Raw genomic sequence first — 18,696 nt, 5'->3', positions numbered from 1 at the left:
AGGAGTTCATGCGTGCGACCGGATGGTTGATCCTGAGCGTGGCGATCGTCGCGGGCTTGACGGTCGCCGGATCGCGCGCGGCCGAGGAGCCGCCCGCATCCCCGAGCGAAGCAAAGGCACCGGCAACGGTGCAACCGCCGGCTTCCACGGTGCCCGTCACGCCCAAGGACGCCGCGCCACCGCCATCGGTGACCATCATCGGCGCGAGCGAGGCCCACGGTGTTCTCGGCCGCGACGTTCGCAGCGCCGCCGGCGAGGACATGGGTCGCATCGTCGACGTCATCGTCGATCGCACCGGTCATGTCCGCGCTGCGGCGATCGATTTCGGCGGCTTCCTCGGAGTCGGCAGCCGCAAGATTGTCGTGGACTGGAACGCGCTGCGCTTCGGCAAGATCGCCAACAAGAAGGACAGCATCACGCTGGAATTGACCAAGGCGCAGGTCGCGGCCGCACCGGAATACAAGGAGGACACGCCGATCGTCGTGCTCGGCGCGTCCGGCAGCCTTCAGCCGCTGCAAGCGATCCAGTGAGGTGCAGGGAGGGCTGACCGCCCGTGTTGTTATCGAGGAAGCCGAACCATGCAGATCGCGGCGGCGTCGTCGAGCAGGACAACGTCGTGGAGCCGGCGGCTGCGGGCATTCCGGCCCCGTCGCGGCAGAGCCTCCGCGGCCTCGACTGGTTCATCTTCTTCCTCGCCGACGTGCAGACCGGATTCGGTCCCTTCATCGCGGTCTATCTGACGACGCAGAAATGGACCCAGGTCGAGATCGGGTTCGTGCTGTCGATCGGCGGCATCGTCGCCCTGATTGGCCAGATGCCGGGCGGCGCGATCATCGATGCCGCGAAATCGGAGCGCCTCGTCGCCGCCCTCGCGATCGCGACCATCGGCGCCTGCGCGCTGGCCTATGCGGCGATGCCGATCTTCGCCGTCGTGGTGACCGCCGCCACGCTGCATGCGATGGCGAGCTGCGTGCTCGGGCCGGCGATCGCCGCGATCAGCCTCGGCCTCGTCGGCCCGCTCGCGATCGGCGAGCGGCTCGGGCGCAACGCGCGCTTCGCCTCGCTCGGGAACGGCGTCGCGGCGGCGGTGATGGGCACCGCGGGCTACCTGTTATCGAGCCGCTCGGTCTTCCTGGTCACCTTCCTGCTCGTGATTCCAACCCTGATCTCTCTGTCGCGCATCCGCGAGAACGAGGTCGACATCAGGCGCTGTCACGGCGAGCTGCCGCCTGAAGCCGCCGAGCGCGGCGACCCCAATATCTGGCACCTGATCCGGCAGCGCCCTCTCATCGTGTTCGCGCTCAGCGTGCTGCTGCTGCAGCTGGCGAATGCCGCGATGATGCCGCTGATGGCGAGCGCGGTGACGGCGCGATCGAGCCAATGGGCGACCGTGCTCGTCGCCTTTTGCATCGTCGTTCCGCAAGCGATCGTGGCGCTGCTGTCGCCGACGGTCGGGCGCAAGGCGCAAGCGTGGGGCCGGCGGCCCTTGCTGCTGATCGGATTCGGTGCTCTGGCGATTCGCGGCCTGTTGTTTGCGACCGTTCGCGATCCGTATCTGTTGGTGCTGGTGCAGGTGTTCGACGGCATCACCGCGGCGGTCTTCGCGGTGATGATCCCGCTGATCGTCGCCGACGTCGCCTTCGGCAGCGGGCATTTCAATCTGGCGCAGGGGATCGTCGGCACCGCGACGGGCATCGGCGCGTCGCTGAGCACGGTGCTTGGCGGCTATGTCAGCGACAAGTTCGGCAATGCCACCGCATTCATCGGGCTGTCCGGCGTTGCGGCAGCGGGACTCCTGCTGATCCTGTTTGTGATGCCGGAGACGCGGCGCACGGGTCTGACCGCCACCAAAGAAATGGCCGGCTGAACGAATTCAGCCGGCCAAAGTGGGTGGGGAGGAAGATTGAGGATCAGGCGTCGAGATTGTGCAGGCGCTGGCGGTTGCGCAGCACGATCTGGCGGGCACCGGAGAAACCGAGGATGCCCTGAGCGTGAAGCTGCGACAGCGCGCGCGACACGGTCTCCAAGGTGAGGCCGAGATAGTCGCCGATGTCGCGGCGGCACATCGGCAGCGCCATCATGCCGGCGACGGCGAGGCGGCGGTCCATTTCGAGCAGGAAGGTCGCGACGCGCTCCATCGCAGTCTTGCGGCCCAGCAGCAGCATGTGGTCCTCGGCATGGCGCAGCTCGCCGGCGGTCATGGCCCAGAGCTTGCGGGCGACCTGCACGTCGGTGCCGGCGGCCTTTTCCAGGCTTGCGCGCTTCACGAGGCGAACGGTGGTGTCGATGATGGCTTCAGCGGCGAGGCGGTGAGTGGGACCGGATTCGAGGCCGAACACGTCGCCGGGAAGATGGAAGGCGCCGATCTGGCGGCGGCCGTCGGAGAGAAGCTTGTAGCTGCGCACCGCGCCGGTGACGACCTGATAGACATATTCGGCCGCCTCGTCCTCGCCATAGATCTCCTCGTCCTTGCTGTAGGAGAACTCGGTGGCGACCAGGCCGACATGGCCCGCGATGGCGCCGAACTGGTCGGTAACGGGGTGGGCAGGAGCAATCTTGCCACCGACTTGGGTGTTGATCGCCTGGGTGTTGAGCGTCTGGGTCAGCATCTGCGCCATCTCCGTTGTGATGGAGCACTGCTACGATGAAACACGCAATCCGGAAATTTCGCGCGTTATCTTAGGGATGTTTACTTACGTAGAGTCCCGTAGGTCACGCCCCGGGGCGGTCCTGGATGGCGTGGCGGATGCATTTGACCAGGTTTTCGTCGAGAAGCGGCTTCAAAACCACGTCCTTGATGCCCGCTGTCGCGGCCCTGGCCGAGATGTTCTCGTCGGGGTAGCCGGTGATCAGGATCACCGGCGCGTCGCGGTGCGATTTGCGCAGCCGGCCGGTCAGGTCGATGCCGTTGATGTCGGGCATCTTGTAGTCGATGACGTAGCAGTCCGGCCCGGGCGCGGCGCCGAGATTGAGCAGCGCCGTGCCGCTCCTGAAGGTCCGCACGGAAAAGCCGTCGGTCTCCAGCAGGAACCGCAGGGATCCGAGGACTGCGGCATCATCGTCGACCACAAAGATGGTGGGTTGTGGGGAGGACGACGGCCGCGCAAGATGTGGGCTGACATCAACCATGCTGTCTGGTTAGCACGGCGCCGTGAAGCCACCTTGACCTGCCTCAATCCTCGAGCATGCCTGCGCGCATCGCCAAGCGAACCAGTTCCGAAAGGCTGCTCGCCTGCATCTTGGTCATGACGTTGGCCCGGTAGACCTCGATGGTCCGCGGGCTGATGTCGTATTCGCGGGCGATCAGCTTGTTGGAGAGGCCCGCGACCAGCCCCTCCATGACCTGGCGCTCCCGCGGGCTCAAGGATGCGACGCGGGCGGCGATGTCTTGTGCGAGCGCCTCGTTCCTGGCGGCGGGCTCGGCCTGGCGGAGCGCCGACTCGATCATGGCGGTGAGCCGGTCATCGTCGAACGGCTTCTCCAGGAAGTCGACGGCCCCGAGCTTCATCGCCTCGACTGCCAGCGGCACGTCGCCATGACCGGTCATGATCAGGATCGGGAACGGGCTTTGCTGCGCCTTCATCCGCTTCAAGAGCTCGATGCCGTCAAGGCCGGGCATGCGCACGTCGGAGATGACGCAGCCGAAACCGAGGCCGGGCAGGGCTTCGAGAAAGGCGAGCGCGTCGTCGAACAAAGTGACGGCGAAGCCGGCGGAATCCAGCAGGAAGTTCAGCGAGTCCCGCATCGCCGCGTCGTCGTCGATGACGTAAACATGTCCCTTGGTCGTCATGGATCAGCTCTCGTCGGTTGCCGGCAGGGTGAAGCGGAACGTCGCTCCGCCCGCTGCGTTGCTCTCGGCCCACATGCGGCCGCCATGGGCCTCGATGATCGAGCGGCTGATGGAGAGTCCCACGCCCATGCCGGTGTCCTTGGTGGTGAAGAAGGTCTGGAACAGGTTTGGAATGATGTCTTCCCGGAAGCCGATGCCGGTGTCGGAGACCTCCACCTCGATCATGCCGTCGGTGACACGGATGTTGGCGACAACGAGCTCGCGCCGCTGCGACTGCGCCATCGCTTCGAGCGCGTTGCGGAACAGGTTGACCAGCACCTGCTGAATCTGCACCCGGTCGGCGAGAACGAGGTCGGCGTCCGGATCGAGGCTGAAGCGGAGCTGCACGTTCTGCTCGCGCGCGCCGGCGAGCCCGAGCGCGCCGGCTTCCTCGATCAGCTTGGACAGGCTCTCGACCCGCTTCTCGGACTCGCCGCGGGAGACGAAGTCGCGCAGGCGGCGGATGATCTGGCCGGCGCGCTGTGCCTGCTCCGCCGCCCGGTCCAGCGCGCTTTCGACCTTCGGCATGTTGGGATCGGTGCTGCCGGCGAGGAGGCGCCGCGATCCCTTCATGTAATTGCTGATCGCCGCCAGCGGCTGGTTGAGCTCGTGGGCGAGCGCGGAAGCCATCTCGCCCATCGCGGTCAGCCGCGACACGTGCACGAGCTCGGATTGCAGCTCCTGGAGCCGCGCCTGGGTCTGCTGGTGCTCGGTGAGGTCGCGCACGAAGCCGGTGAAATAGGGCTCGCCCGCGCGTTGCGTCTTCCCGACGGACAGGTGCATCGGGAAAGTCGTGCCGTCGCGGCGTTTGCCTGTCACGATGCGGCCGATGCCGATGATGTGCGCATCATTGGTCCTGAGATAGCGCGCGAGATAGCTGTCGTGACGCGACTGATCGGGTTCCGGCATGAGAATGCTCACGTTTCGGCCGATCGCTTCCTGCCTGCTGTAGCCGAACAGCCGCTCCGCGGCGCTGCTGAAGAGCTGCATGATGCCGCGTGAATCGATGACGATCATGGCATCGGGCACGGTTTCGAGAATCGAGCGAAGATGATTCTCTTGGGATCGCAGAGCTTCCTCGAGCTGTTTCTCCTCGTTGATGTCGAGGAATATCCCGCTGAGGTGACGCGGCGTGCCCGTATCGTCGCGGATCACGCCGGCCCTGGCCCGGATCCATTGACCCTTCCCGGATGCGCCCCCGATCTTGAAGGACAGGTCGAGACCCCCGCCGCCTTCCGACGTGCGCTCGATCGCCTTCAGGAGGTGGTCCCGATCGCCCGGCTGCAAGAGCGACAGAAAGAGATCGTAGCTCACCTCCTGGTCCGGCTGCAGGCCAAACAGCCGCCTGGCCATGTCCGACCATTCGAGTTCGCGGGTCTGCAGGTCGAGGTCCCAGGTGCCGACGCCGAATCCCTCGATGCGGACTCGGAAATGCTCGCCCCGACCATCGTCTGCCTGATGGGTTACGCGGGTCGGCGCCAAGCTCTGCTCCTCTTCTCGGCGGGTCGGCAGGACGCCTTTACCGCTCCGGGAATGTCGCCCAAGGCCTGCCCGGAGGCAAGCGCGGACGTTGAATCCGCTGGCGAATTCCCCATTGCCGGGAGAGCGGGCCACCAGAGGCGTCGGATTTGATCTATCTCAGCCTGTTGCGTGGCAACAGGTCTAGGATTCGAAAGAAATTCTGTAATGCTGGAGATCCCCGATGACATACGCGACCGTCATGGTCAGCCTGGCGCTCGATCAGCCCAACGAAGCACGTCTCCAGGTCGCAGGCGAACTCGCCGAACGATTCGAAGCGGCCATCGTCGGGGTGGCTGCGGCGCAGTTCACCCCGCCGCTCTATTTCACCGACGGCGCAGAAGCGCAAGCGCTGATCGACGAGGGCGAAGCTTCGATCAAACGGCGGCTCGCCGGCCTCGAAGCGCAATTCCGCGCGGCCATGAAAAATCGCGGTGGGCATGCGGAGTGGCGCAGCGCGATGGATTATCCGGCCCGCTTCGTCACGGCGCAGGCGCGTTGCGCCGACATCGTCGTTAGTGGTGGGCAGAGCCCGGCCTTCTCCAATGCTTTCTCGCTGGCGAGCCCCAAGGACCTGGTGATGCAGGCCGGCCGCCCGCTGCTCGTCGTTCCCCACCGGGCCAACTGGCTCGACCTGCGCAGCGTGCTGGTGGCGTGGAAGGACACGCCAGAAGCGCGGCGGGCGGTGGCGGGCGCGCTGCCGATGCTGCACAAGGCGAAGGACGTCACCATCGTGGAAATCCCGGAGCGGGGCGACGACCGTTCGGCCGTGATGGCGGGTGTCAGCGACGTTGCCGCCTGGCTCGGCCGCCACGGCATCACCGCGACTGCGCGGGTCCTCGAGGCCGCAGGAAACGAAACCGCTGCCGCGCGGTTGGAGAAAGTCGCCGGCGACACCGGCGCGGGCCTGATCGTCGCGGGCGCCTATGGTCATTCGAGATTTCGCGAACTGATCCTCGGAGGCGTCACCCAATATCTGGTGACGCAAACCGTCCGCAGCGTGCTGCTGTCGCACTGACCATCGGCCGGCCAGTTTGAGGAAATCGAGGAGGACGCGCCGTGTACCAATTTCTTGAACAGACCGTCGACGGCTACATGACGCGCAACGTCAAGACGGTGCAGCGCGGCCTCGACTTGTTCCAGCTCAGCGAGATGTTCGAGACCGACGATTTCAATTCCTATCCGGTCGAAGACGACGGGCAGGTGGTCGGCATCGTCACCAAGTTCGACATCCTGAAGTGCTTCGCCTTCACGCCGAGCCAGATGTTGCCGCGCTACGACGACCTGATGAGCCGCAAGATCGGCGACGTGATGACGCCCGAGTTCATCTACGTCAGCCCCGACACGCGGCTGACACGCGTGCTCCAGATCATGGTGGAGCATCGCATCAGGAGCATCATCGTGCTCGACGGCACACAGAAGCTGGTCGGCATCATCGCGCGCGAGGACGTCATCGCGGCGCTCAAGGCGACGGCGCGGGAGTGAGGACTGGATCCTTTGGTTCCAATCCGTGATTTCACGGAGGTGTCTGCGTGCGACGGCCCTGCGCGCGGGGAAGGAAGGCACCTCAGCTGGCGGCACATCGGCTCACATTAACAGAAATCCATCCAGCTTGATTTCAATCAATTCGCCGCGAGGGTGGATGTGGTTTCTGGCAGCGTGTTCTTTCAGAGAGAATCCGCATGAGCCAGCCCTCCATCTCAAAATCCATGACCATCGGTGAAAGCGGCTTGGCTGTCGTATTCGCAGTCACCGCTTTCCTCTGCGTGATCGCCTCGGCCAAGGCGCTCGATGCGCCCTTCGCGTTCCACGCTGCGCTCAGCGCGGCGGCCAGCCTCGCTGCGGTGTTCTTCATCGTCAACCGCTACTTCGAGCGGCCGGCGGCGCTGCCGGCCCAGGAGATCAACGGCCGCCCGAACTACAGCATGGGGCCGATCAAGTTATCGGCCTTCATGGCGATGTTCTGGGGCATTGCCGGATTCCTCGTCGGCCTCATCATCGCCTCGCAGCTGGCCTGGCCCGCGCTGAACTTCGATCTGCCCTGGATCAGCTTCGGCCGCCTGCGTCCGCTGCACACCTCCGCCGTGATCTTCGCCTTCGGCGGCAACGTGTTGATCGCGACCTCGTTCTACGTGGTGCAGAAGTCCTGCCGCGCGCGCCTTGCCGGCGACCTCGCGCCGTGGTTCGTCGTGCTCGGCTACAACATCTTCATCCTGATCGCCGGCACCGGCTATCTGCTCGGCGTCACCCAGTCAAAGGAATATGCCGAGCCGGAATGGTACGCCGATCTGTGGCTGACCATCGTCTGGGTCGTCTATCTGCTTGTCTTCCTTGCCACCATCTTCAAGCGCAAGGAGCCGCACATCTTCGTTGCGAACTGGTTCTATCTCGCCTTCATCGTGACGATCGCGGTGCTGCATCTCGGCAACAATCCGGCGCTGCCCGTTTCGGTGTTCGGCTCGAAGTCCTACGTCGTCTGGGGCGGCATCCAGGACGCCATGTTCCAGTGGTGGTACGGCCACAACGCGGTCGGCTTCTTCCTGACCGCCGGCTTCCTCGCCATCATGTACTACTTCATCCCGAAGCGCGCCGAGCGGCCGATCTATTCCTACCGGTTGTCGATCATCCACTTCTGGGCGCTGATCTTCCTCTACATCTGGGCCGGTCCCCACCATCTGCACTACACGGCGCTGCCGGACTGGACGCAGACGCTCGGCATGACCTTCTCGATCATGCTGTGGATGCCCTCCTGGGGCGGCATGATCAACGGCCTAATGACGCTGTCGGGGGCCTGGGACAAGCTGCGTACCGATCCCGTGCTGCGCATGCTCGTCGTCTCCGTCGCCTTCTACGGCATGTCGACCTTCGAAGGCCCGATGATGTCGATCAAGGTGGTCAACTCGCTCAGCCACTACACCGACTGGACCATCGGCCACGTGCATTCCGGCGCGCTCGGCTGGGTCGGCTTCGTCTCCTTCGGCGCGCTGTACTGTCTGGTGCCGTGGGCCTGGAATCGCAAGGGCCTCTACAGCCTCAAGCTCGTCAACTGGCACTTCTGGGTCGCCACCCTCGGCATCGTCCTCTACATCTCGGCGATGTGGGTTTCCGGCATCCTGCAGGGCCTGATGTGGCGCGGCTACACGTCGCTCGGCTTCCTCGAATATTCCTTCATCGAGACCGTCGAGGCCATGCATCCCTTCTACATCATCCGCGCCGCAGGCGGCGGCCTGTTCCTGATCGGCTCGCTGATCATGGCCTACAATCTCTGGATGACGGTTCGCGTCGGCGAACAGGAAGTCCAGATGCCCGTCGCCCTTCAGCCGGCGGAGTGAGGAGCTCAAGCAATGTCGTTCTGGACACGTCACCAAATCTTCGAAAAGAACTCGATCATCCTGATTGTCGGCATCCTGCTGGTGGTCGCGGTCGGTGGTCTCGTCGAGATCACCCCGCTGTTCTACCTCAAGAGTACGATCGAGAAGGTCGATGGGGTCAGGCCCTACACGCCGCTCGAGCTGGCGGGGCGCAACGTCTATGTCCGCGAGGGCTGCTATCTCTGCCACTCGCAGATGGTTCGCCCCCTGCGCGACGAGGTCGAGCGCTACGGCCACTTCTCGCTCGCGGCCGAGAGCATGTACGATCACCCGTTCCAGTGGGGCTCCAAGCGCACCGGCCCGGACCTCGCCCGCGTCGGCGCCAAATATTCCGACGAATGGCACGTCACCCATCTGGCCAACCCGCGCGCGATCGTGCCGCAGTCCGTGATGCCCGGCTATCCGTTCCTCGGCAAGGCCGAGATCGACCCGGATGCGATCGCCGGCGACATGCGCGCGCTCAGGACCGTAGGGGTGCCCTATAGCGACGAGCAACTCGCCAATGCCGCCGCCGACCTGAAGGCCCAGGCCGATCCGGACAATGCCGGCACCGACGCATTCACCAAGCGCTACGCCAAGGCCGTCGTGCGCAATTTCGACGGCAAGACCGGCACGCCGACCGAGATGGACGCGCTGGTTGCGTACCTGCAGATGCTGGGCACGCTGGTCGACTTCAAGATCTACAACGAGAAAGCCAATCTTCGCTGAGAAGGCATGAACGATGAAAGCCATCCTGACCGTCCATAATCTTGCGTCCGACCTCGTGACCACGATCTGGACACCGGTGTTCGTCGCGATCTTTCTCGCGATCATCGCCTACGCATTTTGGCCCCGTAACAAGGCTGCGTTCGACAAGGCAGCGCACCTGCCCTTGCGGGAGGAGTGAGAAACCATGACCGATCATTCTAGCGACATCGATTCCGTCTCCGGCAAGTCCACGACCGGACACGAGTGGGACGGCATCAAGGAGCTCAACACGCCGCTGCCGCGGTGGTGGGTGATCAGCTTTTATCTCACCATCCTCTGGTCGATCGGCTACTGGATCGTCTATCCGGCCTGGCCGCTGATCCAAAGCAACACCACCGGCCTGTTCGGCTATTCCTCGCGCGCCGACGTCGCGGTCGAGCTCGCCAACCTCGAGAAGATCCGGGGTGACAAGATGGCGGCGCTGGGCACGGCCTCGCTCACCGACATCCAGAAGGATCCGGCTCTGCTCGCGCTTGCGCGCGCCAAGGGCAAGACGGTGTTCGGCGACAATTGCGCGCCGTGCCACGGCACGGGTGCGACGGGGTCCAAGGGCTATCCCAACCTGAACGACGACGAATGGCTGTGGGGCGGCTCGCTCGACCAGATCATGCAGACTATCCAGTTCGGCGTGCGGTCGGGCCATGCCAAGACCCATGAGGGGCAGATGCTCGCCTTCGGCAAGGATGGCGTGTTGAAGTCGGACGAGATCGTCACCGCCGCCAATTACGTGCGGTCGCTGTCGGGCCTTTCGACCCGCAACGGCTATGACGCCGCCAAGGGCCAGAAGATCTTCGCGGAGAATTGCGCCGCCTGCCATGGCGACGCCGGCAAGGGCAACCAGGAGATGGGCGCACCTGATCTGACCGACAAGATCTGGCTCTACGGTTCCGAGGAGGCGAGCTTGGTCGAGACCATCGCCCAAGGCCGCGCCGGCGTGATGCCGGCCTGGGAAGGCCGGCTCGATCCCGCCACCATCAAGGCGATGGCGGTCTACGTCCACTCGCTGGGCGGCGGAAAATAGCAGAATAGGCACCAAACGGGGGGCAACAAAAGTGCCCCCGTTTGCGCTGGATCAACTGACGCGGCGATGTCGGGTCTAGGTTTAATCGCACCTCTTGAAAAGATTTGGCGATGAACAAGACCGTGAACCCGAAAGACCTCACATCGGACGATGATTACGGGCCACTCTACGCGGCCCGCAAGAAGGTCTATCCCCAGAGCGTCTCCGGTACTTTCCGCCGCATCAAATGGGGCCTGATGGCATTCTGCCTCGGCGTCTATTATCTCCTGCCCTTCGTACGTTGGAATCGCGGTCTCGGCGCGCCGAGCCAGGCGGTGCTGATCGATCTTCCCAACAGCCGCTTCTATTTCTTCTTCATCGAGCTGTGGCCGCAGGAGGTCTATTACTTCACCGGTCTGTTGATCGTCGCCGCGGTGGCGCTGTTCCTGATGAACTCCATCGGCGGCCGGATCTGGTGCGGCTATCTGTGTCCGCAGACGGTGTGGACCGACCTGTTCTACGCCGTCGAGCGTCTGATCGAGGGCGACCGGCGCGAACGGATGAAGAAGGACAAATCGTCCGATCCGATGAAGCTGGAGCGCATCTCCGAGATCGTGCTCAAGCACTCGATCTGGCTCATGATCGCCTGGTGGACCGGCGGCGCCTGGGTGCTCTACTTCAACGACGCGCCGACCCTGGTGAAGGAACTCGTCACCTTCCAGGCGCCGATGCTCGCCTATATCTGGATCGGCATCCTCACCGCGACGACCTATCTGCTCGCCGGCTTCATGCGCGAGCAGGTCTGCACCTATATGTGCCCGTGGCCGCGCATTCAGGCCGCACTCACCGACGAATGGGCGCTCAACGTCACCTATCGCTATGACCGCGGCGAGAAGCGCACCTCGGTGAAGAAGGCCGCCGAGCTGCGCGCGCTCGGCCAGCAGGTCGGCGATTGCGTCGACTGCTACCAGTGCGTCGCGGTCTGCCCGACCGGCATCGACATCCGCAACGGACCGCAGATGGAATGCATCCAGTGCGGGCTCTGCATCGACGCGTGCGACAACGTGATGACGAAGATCGGTCGGCCGAAGCGGCTGATCGGCTACGACAACGACATCAACATCCACCGCCGCCAGGAAGGCAAGGCGCCGATCTATCGGATCGTGCGGCCTCGCACCGTCGTCTATAGTGCGATCATCGCGGCCATCGGCGGCTTCATGGTCTACACGCTGGCGACCCGCAGCCTGCTCGACGTCAACGTGCTGCACGACCGCAATCCGGTCGCGGTCAAGCTCAGCGACGGCTCGATCCGCAACGCCTATACGGTCCGGCTCCTGAACAAGAGCGGCTACGACCGCGCCATCGCCATCGACGTCGAGGGGCCCGTGAACCCGACGATGCACGTCGTCGGCGTCGATTCGGTCACGCCGGACCGTCCGATCATTGTGATCCCGCGCGATGCGACCAGCGAGCTGCGGCTGCTGGTCACCGCGCCGGCCGAAAACAATCCGGAGAAGTCGATTCCGGTCCGCTTCCACGTCATGGACATCGGGCTCGGCGTCGCCGCGAGCGCCACCGACAATTTCGTCGCGCCGTAAATCCAGGAGACCGTCATGTCATCCAAGCCGCTGACCGGAACCAAAGTCTTCCTGATGCTGGTCGCCTTTTTCGGTCTCGTGATCGGCGTCAACGCGACCATGATGAAGCTCGCGATCGCGACGCTGCCCGGCACCGACGTCGACAGCCCCTATGCCGCGGGCCTCGTCTACGATCGCGAGATCTCGGCGGCGCAGGACCAGGCGGCGCGGAAGTGGAAGGTCAACGCCCATGTCGAGCGCCGCAACGACGGCGGCGCTTCGGTCCAGGTCGAAGCCCGCGATGCTGGCGGCCAGCCGATCTCCGGGCTGAAGTTCGGTGGCCGGCTGGAGCGGCCGACCGACAAGCGCTCCGACCTCGCCGTCGAGCTCAGCGAATCCGGCATCGGCCTCTATCGCGGCAATGCGGCGTCCGTCGCGCCGGGCCAATGGGATCTGGTGATCGAGGGCGAGGCGCGGGGGACGCGCGTGTTCATGTCGCGCAACCGCGTGATCCTGAACTGAAGGATTCCGTCATGCAGGTCACGCGCGATTTCTCTCACTATGTCCGCGATGCGGGCGAGGGCCTCCGGCACATCGATCTCGCCGTCGAGGGCGTCCACTGCGCCGGCTGCATGGCCAAGATCGAGCGCGGGCTCTCGGCCATCCCCGACGTCACGCTGGCCCGCGTCAACCTCACCGACCGCCGCGTTGCGCTGGAATGGAAGGCGGGCACGCTCGACCCCGGCCGCTTCATCGACCGCCTCGAGGAACTCGGCTACAAGGCCTATCCGTTCGAGACCGAGAGCGCGGAGGTGGCCGAGGTCGCCGAATCCCGCTTCCTGCTGCGCTGCCTCGGCGTTGCGGCCTTCGCCACCATGAACGTGATGATGCTGTCGATCCCGGTATGGTCGGGCAACGCCTCGGACATGCTGCCGGAGCAGCGCGATTTCTTCCACTGGCTGTCGGCGCTGATCGCGCTGCCGGCGGCAGCCTATGCCGGCCAGCCGTTCTTCCACTCGGCCTGGCGCGCGCTGTCGGCCAAGACCACCAACATGGACGTGCCGATCTCGATCGGCGTGATCCTGGCGCTCGGCATGTCCGTGGTCGAGACCATCCACCACGCCGAGCATGCCTATTTCGACGCGGCGATCATGCTGCTGACCTTCCTCCTGGTTGGCCGCTTCCTCGATCAGAACATGCGGCGGCGGACCCGCGCGGTCGCCGGCAATCTCGCCGCGCTGAAGGCTGAGACGGCGGCGAAGTTCATCGGCCCCGACGAGATTTCGCAGGTGCCGGTTGCGGCGATCCATCCCGGCGACATCGTGCTGCTCCGGCCGGGCGAGCGCTGCGCGGTCGACGGCACCGTGATCGAAGGGCGTTCCGAGATCGACCAGAGCCTGATCACCGGCGAGACGCTCTATGTCACGGCCGAGCAGGGCACGCCGGTCTATGCGGGATCGATGAACATCTCCGGCAGCTTGCGGGTGCGAGTCTCGGCCGCCTCCGAGGCGACGCTGCTCGCCGAGATCACGCGGCTGCTCGACAACGCGCTCCAGGCGCGCTCGCGCTACATGCGCCTTGCCGACCGGGCCTCGCGGCTCTATGCGCCGGTGGTGCATGCGACCGCGCTCCTGACAATTCTCGGCTGGGTCGTCGCCGGTGCGAGCTGGCATGATGCGATCGTGACCGGCGTCGCCGTGCTGATCATCACCTGTCCCTGCGCGCTCGGGCTCGCAATCCCGACGGTGCAGACGGTGGCTTCGGGTGCGATGTTTAGGGCGGGTGTGCTGCTCAATGCGGGCGATGCGATCGAGCGGCTGGCCGAAGCCGATCATGTCATCTTCGACAAGACCGGCACGCTGACGCTGCCCGAGCTCGAAGTCATGAATGCCGCCGACATCCCCGCCGAAATCTTCGAACTCGCCGGCCGGCTCGCACTCTCGAGCCATCATCCGGTCGCGGCTGCGGTTGCGCAGGCAGCCGGTGCGAAATCTCCGATCCTGAGTGCGGTGGAGGAGGCCGGGCAGGGCGTCCGTGCCACCGTCGACGGCGTTGAGATTCGCCTTGGTCGCCCCTCTTTCTGCGACGCAGAGGCGCTGATCGGCGGCCTCATGGTCGATCCCGAAGCCTCCATCGTCGCGTTCAGCAAGGGGAGCGAAAGGTTCGTCCTCACGGTTCGCCAGGGTCTGCGCCCCGATGCGCAGGTTGTTATCGCAGCGCTGAAGGAGCGCAACATCGGCATCGAAATCTTGTCCGGCGATCGAGAGCCTGCAGTGACGGCGGCGGCACATGCGCTCGGCATTCCCGAATGGCGCGCCGGCGTCACCCCAGCCGACAAGATTGAGCGGATTGAAGAATTGAAACGGAGCGGCGCGAAAGTGCTGATGGTCGGCGACGGCGTGAACGATGCGCCCTCGCTCGCGGCAGCCCATGTCTCGATGTCGCCGATCTCGGCCGCGCATCTCAGCCAGGCCACCGCCGATCTCGTCTTCCTCGGCCGGCCGCTGGCGCCGGTGGTTGCCGCCATCGACGCTTCGCGCAAGGCGCTGCATTTGATGCGGCAGAACCTCTGGCTTGCGGTCGGCTACAATGTGCTCGCGGTGCCGGTTGCGATCAGCGGCGTCGTGACGCCCCTGATCGCCGCTGCCGCCATGAGCGGATCGTCGATCCTGGTGATGCTGAACTCGCTGCGCGCCCGCAGCGCCTCGCGGGAGATCGTGTAATGGAGATCCTGGTCATCCTGGTCCCGCTGGCCTTGATGCTCGGAGGTGCCGGGCTCGTGGCTTTCCTGTGGTCGCTCAGAAGCGGCCAGTACGACGATCTCGACGGCGCCGCCTGGCGCGCCATCGCCGATGACGAGCCGCCGCAGGAAGCGCCGGCCAAGCGCTAGCGTTTCAGGGCGGATGTAAGCAGGGCTGCGGCCGCGAGCGCCGCGCCCACGCCGAATATGCACGCCTGCCATCCGAAAGCGTCGAACAGGCGCCCGAGCACGGCGGTGCCGACCAGTCCGCCGCAGAAGTAACACGCAAGATAGCTCCCGCTGGCGATGCCGCGATTGTCGGCTGCGGCCTGTCCGACGAAACTCGTCGCGGCGGCCTGTGCGAAGAATGTGCCGACCCCGACCAGGACCATGCCGGCGAGCACTTCGCCCAGACGCGGCGACAGCATCAAGGGCAGGCCGAGTCCGGCGACAGCGAGCGCGCTCCAGATCGTGGGCCTTGTTCCCAGCCGTACAGTCACCTTGCCGGCGAGAAGCGTCGTGACGATAGAGGGCAGGAACACGAAATAGACGAGGCCGAGATCCATCATGCCGAGCGACAGCGGCGGCCGCACCAGCACGAAATTGACGTAGGTGAAGGTGCCGATGAAGGCGAACAGGATGCAGAAGCCGATGCCGAACGCGGCGCGCAGCTGCGGATTGCGCCAGTGCGCGATGGTGGCGGCAAGCGGCGACGCCGCCGGCATCGTCGCATGCATCGGCCGCACGCGTCGAATCGTGAAATAGACCAGCGCCGCGCCGGCCAGATTGAGCGCTGCGAACAGATAGAAATTCCAGGCGAGGCCGAACCCGTCGGCAATTGCGGCCGAGATCAGCCGGCCGACGAGGTTGCTCGCGACATTGCCGGTGATATAGGCGGCAAACGCGCCGCCGGCGTCCATGGCGCTGCATTGCTCGCCGAGATAGGCGAGGGTGAGCGCGAAGGCGGACGCCATGCACAGGCCCTGCGCGACCCGTAGGGCGGTAAAGACGGCAAGATTGGGCGCGACGGCAAGCAGGCTGGTGGGGACCGCAAGCAGGACGAGGCTCAGCAGGATGCCGGTTCGCCGTTCGATACGCGGACTCAAGAAACCGACCACGAGGCTGGCTGCGGCCATGCCGAAGGTGCTGGCATTGACGGCAAAACCCATTGCCGCGGGTGTGACGCCGTAGTGCCGTGTCAGCGAGGGCAGGATCGCCTGCGTGGCGAACAGATCGACGACGGTCAGGAAGGCGGTGAGGCCGATCACGAGCGAGCGAAGCGCGAGGCCAGGGGATTGCGCATCCATCGTGATCGCGGTCGGTTTGATCGACGCGGAAAGATCGGTCATGGCGTGCATTCCCTTCTGTCATTCCGGGCTGGTGCGCGATCACCAGACCCGGACTCTCGAGATTCCGGGTTCGCTTCGCGCCCCGGAATGACGGACATCAAAGGCCGTCACATATGATTATCGTTAGGATCCCTACGGACGTCGCCGACATAGAGAATGACGGTCTCCTTGCCGAGGTTCTTCCACCAGTGCGAGGTGCCGTGGACTTCGGGGCGGATGTCGCCGGCCTTGTGCACGATCGGGTCGACGCAGTTGGAGGCGTATTCGACGATCTCGCCCTGCTGCACGAAGATCAGGGCGGGGCGGTCGTCGTGGGTATGCCAAGGCACGATGCCGCCGGGCGCGATGGTCAGCTTGCGAAAGCGCAGCTCGCGGCCCTCGATACGGGCGGGCTGCTTGCCGAGATCGATCGTGCCGAGCGTCACGTCGGTGACGCCGACGGCCTTGTGGTCGACCATCGGCTGCGCGTTCGGCTTGGTCTTGCCGGCCGGACATTCGCCGGCGAAAACCGGTGTCGCGAATGTCAGCGCGCCGAGAACGGCAACGCCTGTCCAAACCACGCGCGACATTGTGAGATGGCTAGACATGGGAAGTCTCCTCTGTTGGCCGCGAGCCCTGATGGCCGCGGGCTATGGCAGGAGCTTCGTTGAGACTTTCTCCATCTTGAAATGCCGGCTTGCTTTCGATGCGATAGCCCCGCGCTATGCCGATAGGCGGCAGCTATCGAACCGATTGGGCATCGGCATTTCCGCTTTCGCGGTATCCGGCGTCCGATGCCAGCGCGCCCGATTGCGGTCGCCCCTTGCGGGCGGGCGAACCGGGAAACTAATATTCGCCCGCAAGGAAGCCGGAGCAGGAAGATGACGTCTCTCTCGCCAGCCGACGCCGAACAGCTCAGGCTTGCGTTCCAGCGCTGCCGCGACATGGACAGCACGCTGAACGAACAGCTCCGCGCCTATGCCGATGCCAGCCGCGAGGTCTTTCCGGCCTATGGCGAGGCGGTCGATCGCCTGGTCGCGCGATTGAGCGACAACGGCGGCGGCGAGACCGCGCCGCGGCCGGGCGATCCGATGCCGCCGTTCATGCTGCCCGACGAGGGTGGGCGTCTCGTCTCGCTGCCCTCGCTGCTGGAGGACGGCCCCGTCGCGGTGATGTTCTTCCGCGGCCATTGGTGTCCCTATTGCCGGCTCAATGTCCGCGCCGTGGTCCAGGCGCTGGACCGCATCAAGGCGATGGGGGCGCAGGTCGTCGCGATCGTGCCGGAGACGCAGGAATATACCGGACATCTCAAGGCTGAATCCGGTGCGCCGTTTCCGATCCTGACGGATCTCGACAACGGCTATGCGCTGTCGCTCAACCTCGCGATCTGGCTCGGCGCCGAGATTCAGCAATTGCTGTCCTATCAGGACATGGCGAAATTCCACGGCAATGACGGCTGGATGCTGCCGATCCCGGCGTTGTTCGTGGTCGGACGCGACGGCATTGTGAAAGCCCGCTTCGTCGATCCGGATTTCCGCAAGCGCATGGAGATCGACGATTTGATCGAAGCGCTGGAGCGCGCGAGCCGGGAGAATTGATCGGCGGCGCTACCCCGCGATCTCGCGCCAGTCGGCGCCGCGCAGCATGCGCATCACGGCGTTGCCCGCCGCGGTGCGTTGCCGGCCGGCGACCCCATAGAGATTGACGGTGCGGCGGGCGTCCAGCCCCGTGACCGCGGCGCGGGTCAACCGCTCCGGCACTGGCGAGGTGTGCGGCACCATGGCGATGCCCATCTCGGCCTCGATCAGCTCGATCAAGTCGCGCTCGTTCGAGACCTCATGACCCTGTTCGATGTCGATGCCGTGCTCGCGCAGGCTCGCGGAGATGCGACGCGCGTGCTCGCAGAAGGTTCGGCTCAGCAGCAGCTCCGATCGCAGATCGTCCATCTCGACCGAGCTGCGTCCGGCCAGCCGGTGCCCGTCGCCGACGACGAGCTCGAAGCTCTCGGTGAACAGCGGCCAGACATCCAGCCGGTCCCAAGCCTCGTCGATCTCGGCTGCGATGCCGAGCTCGGCTTCGCCCTTCTTCAGGAAGTCCCCGACCTCCCGGCTCGAGCCGCGCAGGAAGCGGAATTCGAGCCGGTTGAACTGCCGCTTGATCTCGTTGAGATGCGGAATCAGCAAAGCGAGGTCGATCGAATGCGTCAGCGCGATGCGGAGCGCACCGATCTCTCCGCTCCGAAACGAGGAGGCCAGCGAGCGCGCGCCAACGGCCGCGTCATAGCACTGCTTCAGGAGCGGATGCATGCGCTGGCCGAGCTCGGTCAATTGCGCGGCGGGCCGCTCGCGGCGGAACAAATCGCCGCCAAGCTCGGCCTCGAGCTGCTTGATTGCGCGCGTCAGCGACGGCTGCGTGACGTTGCACTCCTCGGCCGCGCGCGTGAAGTTCAAGAGCTGCGCCACCGCGAGGAAATAGCGGACTTGGTGCATTTCCATGGATCGGCCCCCAGCGAAAATCGACCGGAAATCTAGCCGATCAGGGCGGGAAATGACATCCCGCCTGCGATAGCGCGGATGTATGGACTCG

The 18,696-nt window shown here is 65.0% G+C and carries 20 protein-coding genes; 13 read left to right on the top strand and 7 right to left on the bottom strand.

Features of this window, described 5'->3' with window-relative positions:
* Nucleotides 1–8 precede the first annotated feature (8 nt).
* Nucleotides 9–530, top strand: coding sequence for a PRC-barrel domain-containing protein (locus ACM43_RS32270; protein ID WP_271545572.1), 522 nt, complete (start codon nucleotides 9–11; stop codon nucleotides 528–530).
* A gap of 23 nt (nucleotides 531–553) precedes the next feature.
* Entirely contained in the window at nucleotides 554–1,867 is a 1,314-nt protein-coding gene (locus ACM43_RS32265) for an MFS transporter (protein WP_271545570.1), read from the top strand.
* A gap of 43 nt (nucleotides 1,868–1,910) precedes the next feature.
* Here the strand turns inward: ACM43_RS32265 and ACM43_RS32260 are convergent, their stop codons facing one another.
* From ACM43_RS32260 to fixL, 4 genes are all read right to left on the bottom strand, one after another.
* Nucleotides 1,911–2,609 (bottom strand): helix-turn-helix domain-containing protein, encoded by a 699-nt coding sequence (locus ACM43_RS32260; protein WP_198399623.1) that lies wholly within the window; start codon nucleotides 2,607–2,609, stop codon nucleotides 1,911–1,913.
* Nucleotides 2,610–2,712: 103 nt separating this feature from the next.
* Nucleotides 2,713–3,129 carry a response regulator transcription factor gene (locus tag ACM43_RS32255; protein WP_271545567.1) on the bottom strand — a complete coding sequence of 139 codons (417 nt, stop codon included), beginning with the start codon at nucleotides 3,127–3,129 and terminating at the stop codon, nucleotides 2,713–2,715.
* Between the two features lie 43 nt (nucleotides 3,130–3,172).
* Nucleotides 3,173–3,790 carry a response regulator FixJ gene (fixJ, locus tag ACM43_RS32250; protein ID WP_157280953.1) on the bottom strand — a complete coding sequence of 206 codons (618 nt, stop codon included), beginning with the start codon at nucleotides 3,788–3,790 and terminating at the stop codon, nucleotides 3,173–3,175.
* Between the two features lie 3 nt (nucleotides 3,791–3,793).
* Nucleotides 3,794–5,311 (bottom strand): sensor protein FixL, encoded by a 1,518-nt coding sequence (gene fixL / locus ACM43_RS32245; protein WP_271545564.1) that lies wholly within the window; start codon nucleotides 5,309–5,311, stop codon nucleotides 3,794–3,796.
* Between the two features lie 220 nt (nucleotides 5,312–5,531).
* On the opposite strand from fixL, the gene ACM43_RS32240 reads away from it, so the two are divergent.
* The 10 genes from ACM43_RS32240 (at nucleotide 5,532) to ccoS (ending at nucleotide 14,932) form a co-directional block, all read left to right on the top strand.
* Nucleotides 5,532–6,365, top strand: a complete 834-nt coding sequence (locus tag ACM43_RS32240) for a universal stress protein (RefSeq protein ID WP_271545562.1) — start codon at nucleotides 5,532–5,534, stop codon at nucleotides 6,363–6,365.
* 41 nt (nucleotides 6,366–6,406) lie between these two features.
* Entirely contained in the window at nucleotides 6,407–6,832 is a 426-nt protein-coding gene (locus ACM43_RS32235; RefSeq protein ID WP_271545560.1) for a CBS domain-containing protein, read from the top strand.
* 197 nt (nucleotides 6,833–7,029) lie between these two features.
* Nucleotides 7,030–8,679 carry a cytochrome-c oxidase, cbb3-type subunit I gene (gene ccoN, locus ACM43_RS32230; RefSeq protein ID WP_271545558.1) on the top strand — a complete coding sequence of 550 codons (1,650 nt, stop codon included), beginning with the start codon at nucleotides 7,030–7,032 and terminating at the stop codon, nucleotides 8,677–8,679.
* 12 nt (nucleotides 8,680–8,691) lie between these two features.
* Nucleotides 8,692–9,426 carry a cytochrome-c oxidase, cbb3-type subunit II gene (ccoO, locus tag ACM43_RS32225; protein ID WP_271545556.1) on the top strand — a complete coding sequence of 245 codons (735 nt, stop codon included), beginning with the start codon at nucleotides 8,692–8,694 and terminating at the stop codon, nucleotides 9,424–9,426.
* 13 nt (nucleotides 9,427–9,439) lie between these two features.
* On the top strand, nucleotides 9,440–9,604 hold the full coding sequence (locus ACM43_RS32220; RefSeq protein ID WP_025034779.1) for a cbb3-type cytochrome oxidase subunit 3: 165 nt from the start codon (nucleotides 9,440–9,442) through the stop codon (nucleotides 9,602–9,604).
* Nucleotides 9,605–9,610: 6 nt separating this feature from the next.
* Nucleotides 9,611–10,486, top strand: coding sequence for a cytochrome-c oxidase, cbb3-type subunit III (ccoP, locus tag ACM43_RS32215; RefSeq protein WP_271545553.1), 876 nt, complete (start codon nucleotides 9,611–9,613; stop codon nucleotides 10,484–10,486).
* Between the two features lie 110 nt (nucleotides 10,487–10,596).
* Nucleotides 10,597–12,063, top strand: coding sequence for a cytochrome c oxidase accessory protein CcoG (gene ccoG / locus ACM43_RS32210; RefSeq protein ID WP_271545551.1), 1,467 nt, complete (start codon nucleotides 10,597–10,599; stop codon nucleotides 12,061–12,063).
* Between the two features lie 15 nt (nucleotides 12,064–12,078).
* A complete protein-coding gene (locus ACM43_RS32205; RefSeq protein WP_271545549.1) occupies nucleotides 12,079–12,564 on the top strand; it encodes a FixH family protein in 486 nt (161 codons plus the stop codon).
* Between the two features lie 11 nt (nucleotides 12,565–12,575).
* The gene (locus ACM43_RS32200) at nucleotides 12,576–14,765 is read left to right on the top strand and encodes a cation-translocating P-type ATPase (protein WP_271545547.1); all 2,190 of its coding nucleotides are present in this window, start codon (nucleotides 12,576–12,578) and stop codon (nucleotides 14,763–14,765) included.
* The gene (ccoS, locus tag ACM43_RS32195; protein ID WP_008550618.1) at nucleotides 14,765–14,932 is read left to right on the top strand and encodes a cbb3-type cytochrome oxidase assembly protein CcoS; all 168 of its coding nucleotides are present in this window, start codon (nucleotides 14,765–14,767) and stop codon (nucleotides 14,930–14,932) included. Before ACM43_RS32200 ends, ccoS begins: the two co-directional genes overlap by 1 nt.
* Here the strand turns inward: ccoS and ACM43_RS32190 are convergent.
* Nucleotides 14,929–16,131 carry an MFS transporter gene (locus ACM43_RS32190; protein ID WP_271545545.1) on the bottom strand — a complete coding sequence of 401 codons (1,203 nt, stop codon included), beginning with the start codon at nucleotides 16,129–16,131 and terminating at the stop codon, nucleotides 14,929–14,931. The genes ccoS and ACM43_RS32190 overlap by 4 nt on opposite strands.
* A gap of 107 nt (nucleotides 16,132–16,238) precedes the next feature.
* Complete coding sequence (locus ACM43_RS32185) at nucleotides 16,239–16,718, bottom strand: cupin domain-containing protein (protein WP_271545543.1); 480 nt, start codon at nucleotides 16,716–16,718, stop codon at nucleotides 16,239–16,241.
* A 273-nt stretch (nucleotides 16,719–16,991) separates the two neighbouring features.
* Between ACM43_RS32185 and ACM43_RS32180 the strand changes: the two genes are divergently transcribed.
* Nucleotides 16,992–17,708 (top strand): peroxiredoxin-like family protein, encoded by a 717-nt coding sequence (locus ACM43_RS32180; RefSeq protein WP_271545542.1) that lies wholly within the window; start codon nucleotides 16,992–16,994, stop codon nucleotides 17,706–17,708.
* Between the two features lie 9 nt (nucleotides 17,709–17,717).
* Here the strand turns inward: ACM43_RS32180 and ACM43_RS32175 are convergent, their stop codons facing one another.
* On the bottom strand, nucleotides 17,718–18,605 hold the full coding sequence (locus ACM43_RS32175) for a LysR family transcriptional regulator (protein ID WP_271545540.1): 888 nt from the start codon (nucleotides 18,603–18,605) through the stop codon (nucleotides 17,718–17,720).
* Nucleotides 18,606–18,696 lie beyond the last annotated feature (91 nt).

This window comes from Bradyrhizobium sp. CCBAU 45321, assembly GCF_028128975.1.
Lineage (GTDB): Bacteria > Pseudomonadota > Alphaproteobacteria > Rhizobiales > Xanthobacteraceae > Bradyrhizobium > Bradyrhizobium yuanmingense.
This window is presented reverse-complemented; position numbering and strand designations above follow the sequence as displayed.

Excerpts from the sequence above, each read along its gene's own strand:
- ACM43_RS32270 (WP_271545572.1), top strand. The coding sequence starts at position 9 with ATGCGTGCGACCGGATGGTTGATCCTGAGCGTGGCGATCGTCGCGGGC.
- ACM43_RS32260 (WP_198399623.1), bottom strand. The coding sequence starts at position 2,609 with ATGCTGACCCAGACGCTCAACACCCAGGCGATCAACACCCAAGTCGGT.
- ACM43_RS32255 (WP_271545567.1), bottom strand. The coding sequence starts at position 3,129 with ATGGTTGATGTCAGCCCACATCTTGCGCGGCCGTCGTCCTCCCCACAA.
- fixJ (WP_157280953.1), bottom strand. The coding sequence starts at position 3,790 with ATGACGACCAAGGGACATGTTTACGTCATCGACGACGACGCGGCGATG.
- ACM43_RS32240 (WP_271545562.1), top strand. The coding sequence starts at position 5,532 with ATGACATACGCGACCGTCATGGTCAGCCTGGCGCTCGATCAGCCCAAC.
- ccoN (WP_271545558.1), top strand. The coding sequence starts at position 7,030 with ATGAGCCAGCCCTCCATCTCAAAATCCATGACCATCGGTGAAAGCGGC.
- ccoO (WP_271545556.1), top strand. The coding sequence starts at position 8,692 with ATGTCGTTCTGGACACGTCACCAAATCTTCGAAAAGAACTCGATCATC.
- ACM43_RS32220 (WP_025034779.1), top strand. The coding sequence starts at position 9,440 with ATGAAAGCCATCCTGACCGTCCATAATCTTGCGTCCGACCTCGTGACC.
- ccoP (WP_271545553.1), top strand. The coding sequence starts at position 9,611 with ATGACCGATCATTCTAGCGACATCGATTCCGTCTCCGGCAAGTCCACG.
- ccoG (WP_271545551.1), top strand. The coding sequence starts at position 10,597 with ATGAACAAGACCGTGAACCCGAAAGACCTCACATCGGACGATGATTAC.
- ACM43_RS32205 (WP_271545549.1), top strand. The coding sequence starts at position 12,079 with ATGTCATCCAAGCCGCTGACCGGAACCAAAGTCTTCCTGATGCTGGTC.
- ACM43_RS32200 (WP_271545547.1), top strand. The coding sequence starts at position 12,576 with ATGCAGGTCACGCGCGATTTCTCTCACTATGTCCGCGATGCGGGCGAG.
- ccoS (WP_008550618.1), top strand. The coding sequence starts at position 14,765 with ATGGAGATCCTGGTCATCCTGGTCCCGCTGGCCTTGATGCTCGGAGGT.
- ACM43_RS32190 (WP_271545545.1), bottom strand. The coding sequence starts at position 16,131 with ATGACCGATCTTTCCGCGTCGATCAAACCGACCGCGATCACGATGGAT.
- ACM43_RS32185 (WP_271545543.1), bottom strand. The coding sequence starts at position 16,718 with ATGTCTAGCCATCTCACAATGTCGCGCGTGGTTTGGACAGGCGTTGCC.
- ACM43_RS32180 (WP_271545542.1), top strand. The coding sequence starts at position 16,992 with ATGACGTCTCTCTCGCCAGCCGACGCCGAACAGCTCAGGCTTGCGTTC.
- ACM43_RS32175 (WP_271545540.1), bottom strand. The coding sequence starts at position 18,605 with ATGGAAATGCACCAAGTCCGCTATTTCCTCGCGGTGGCGCAGCTCTTG.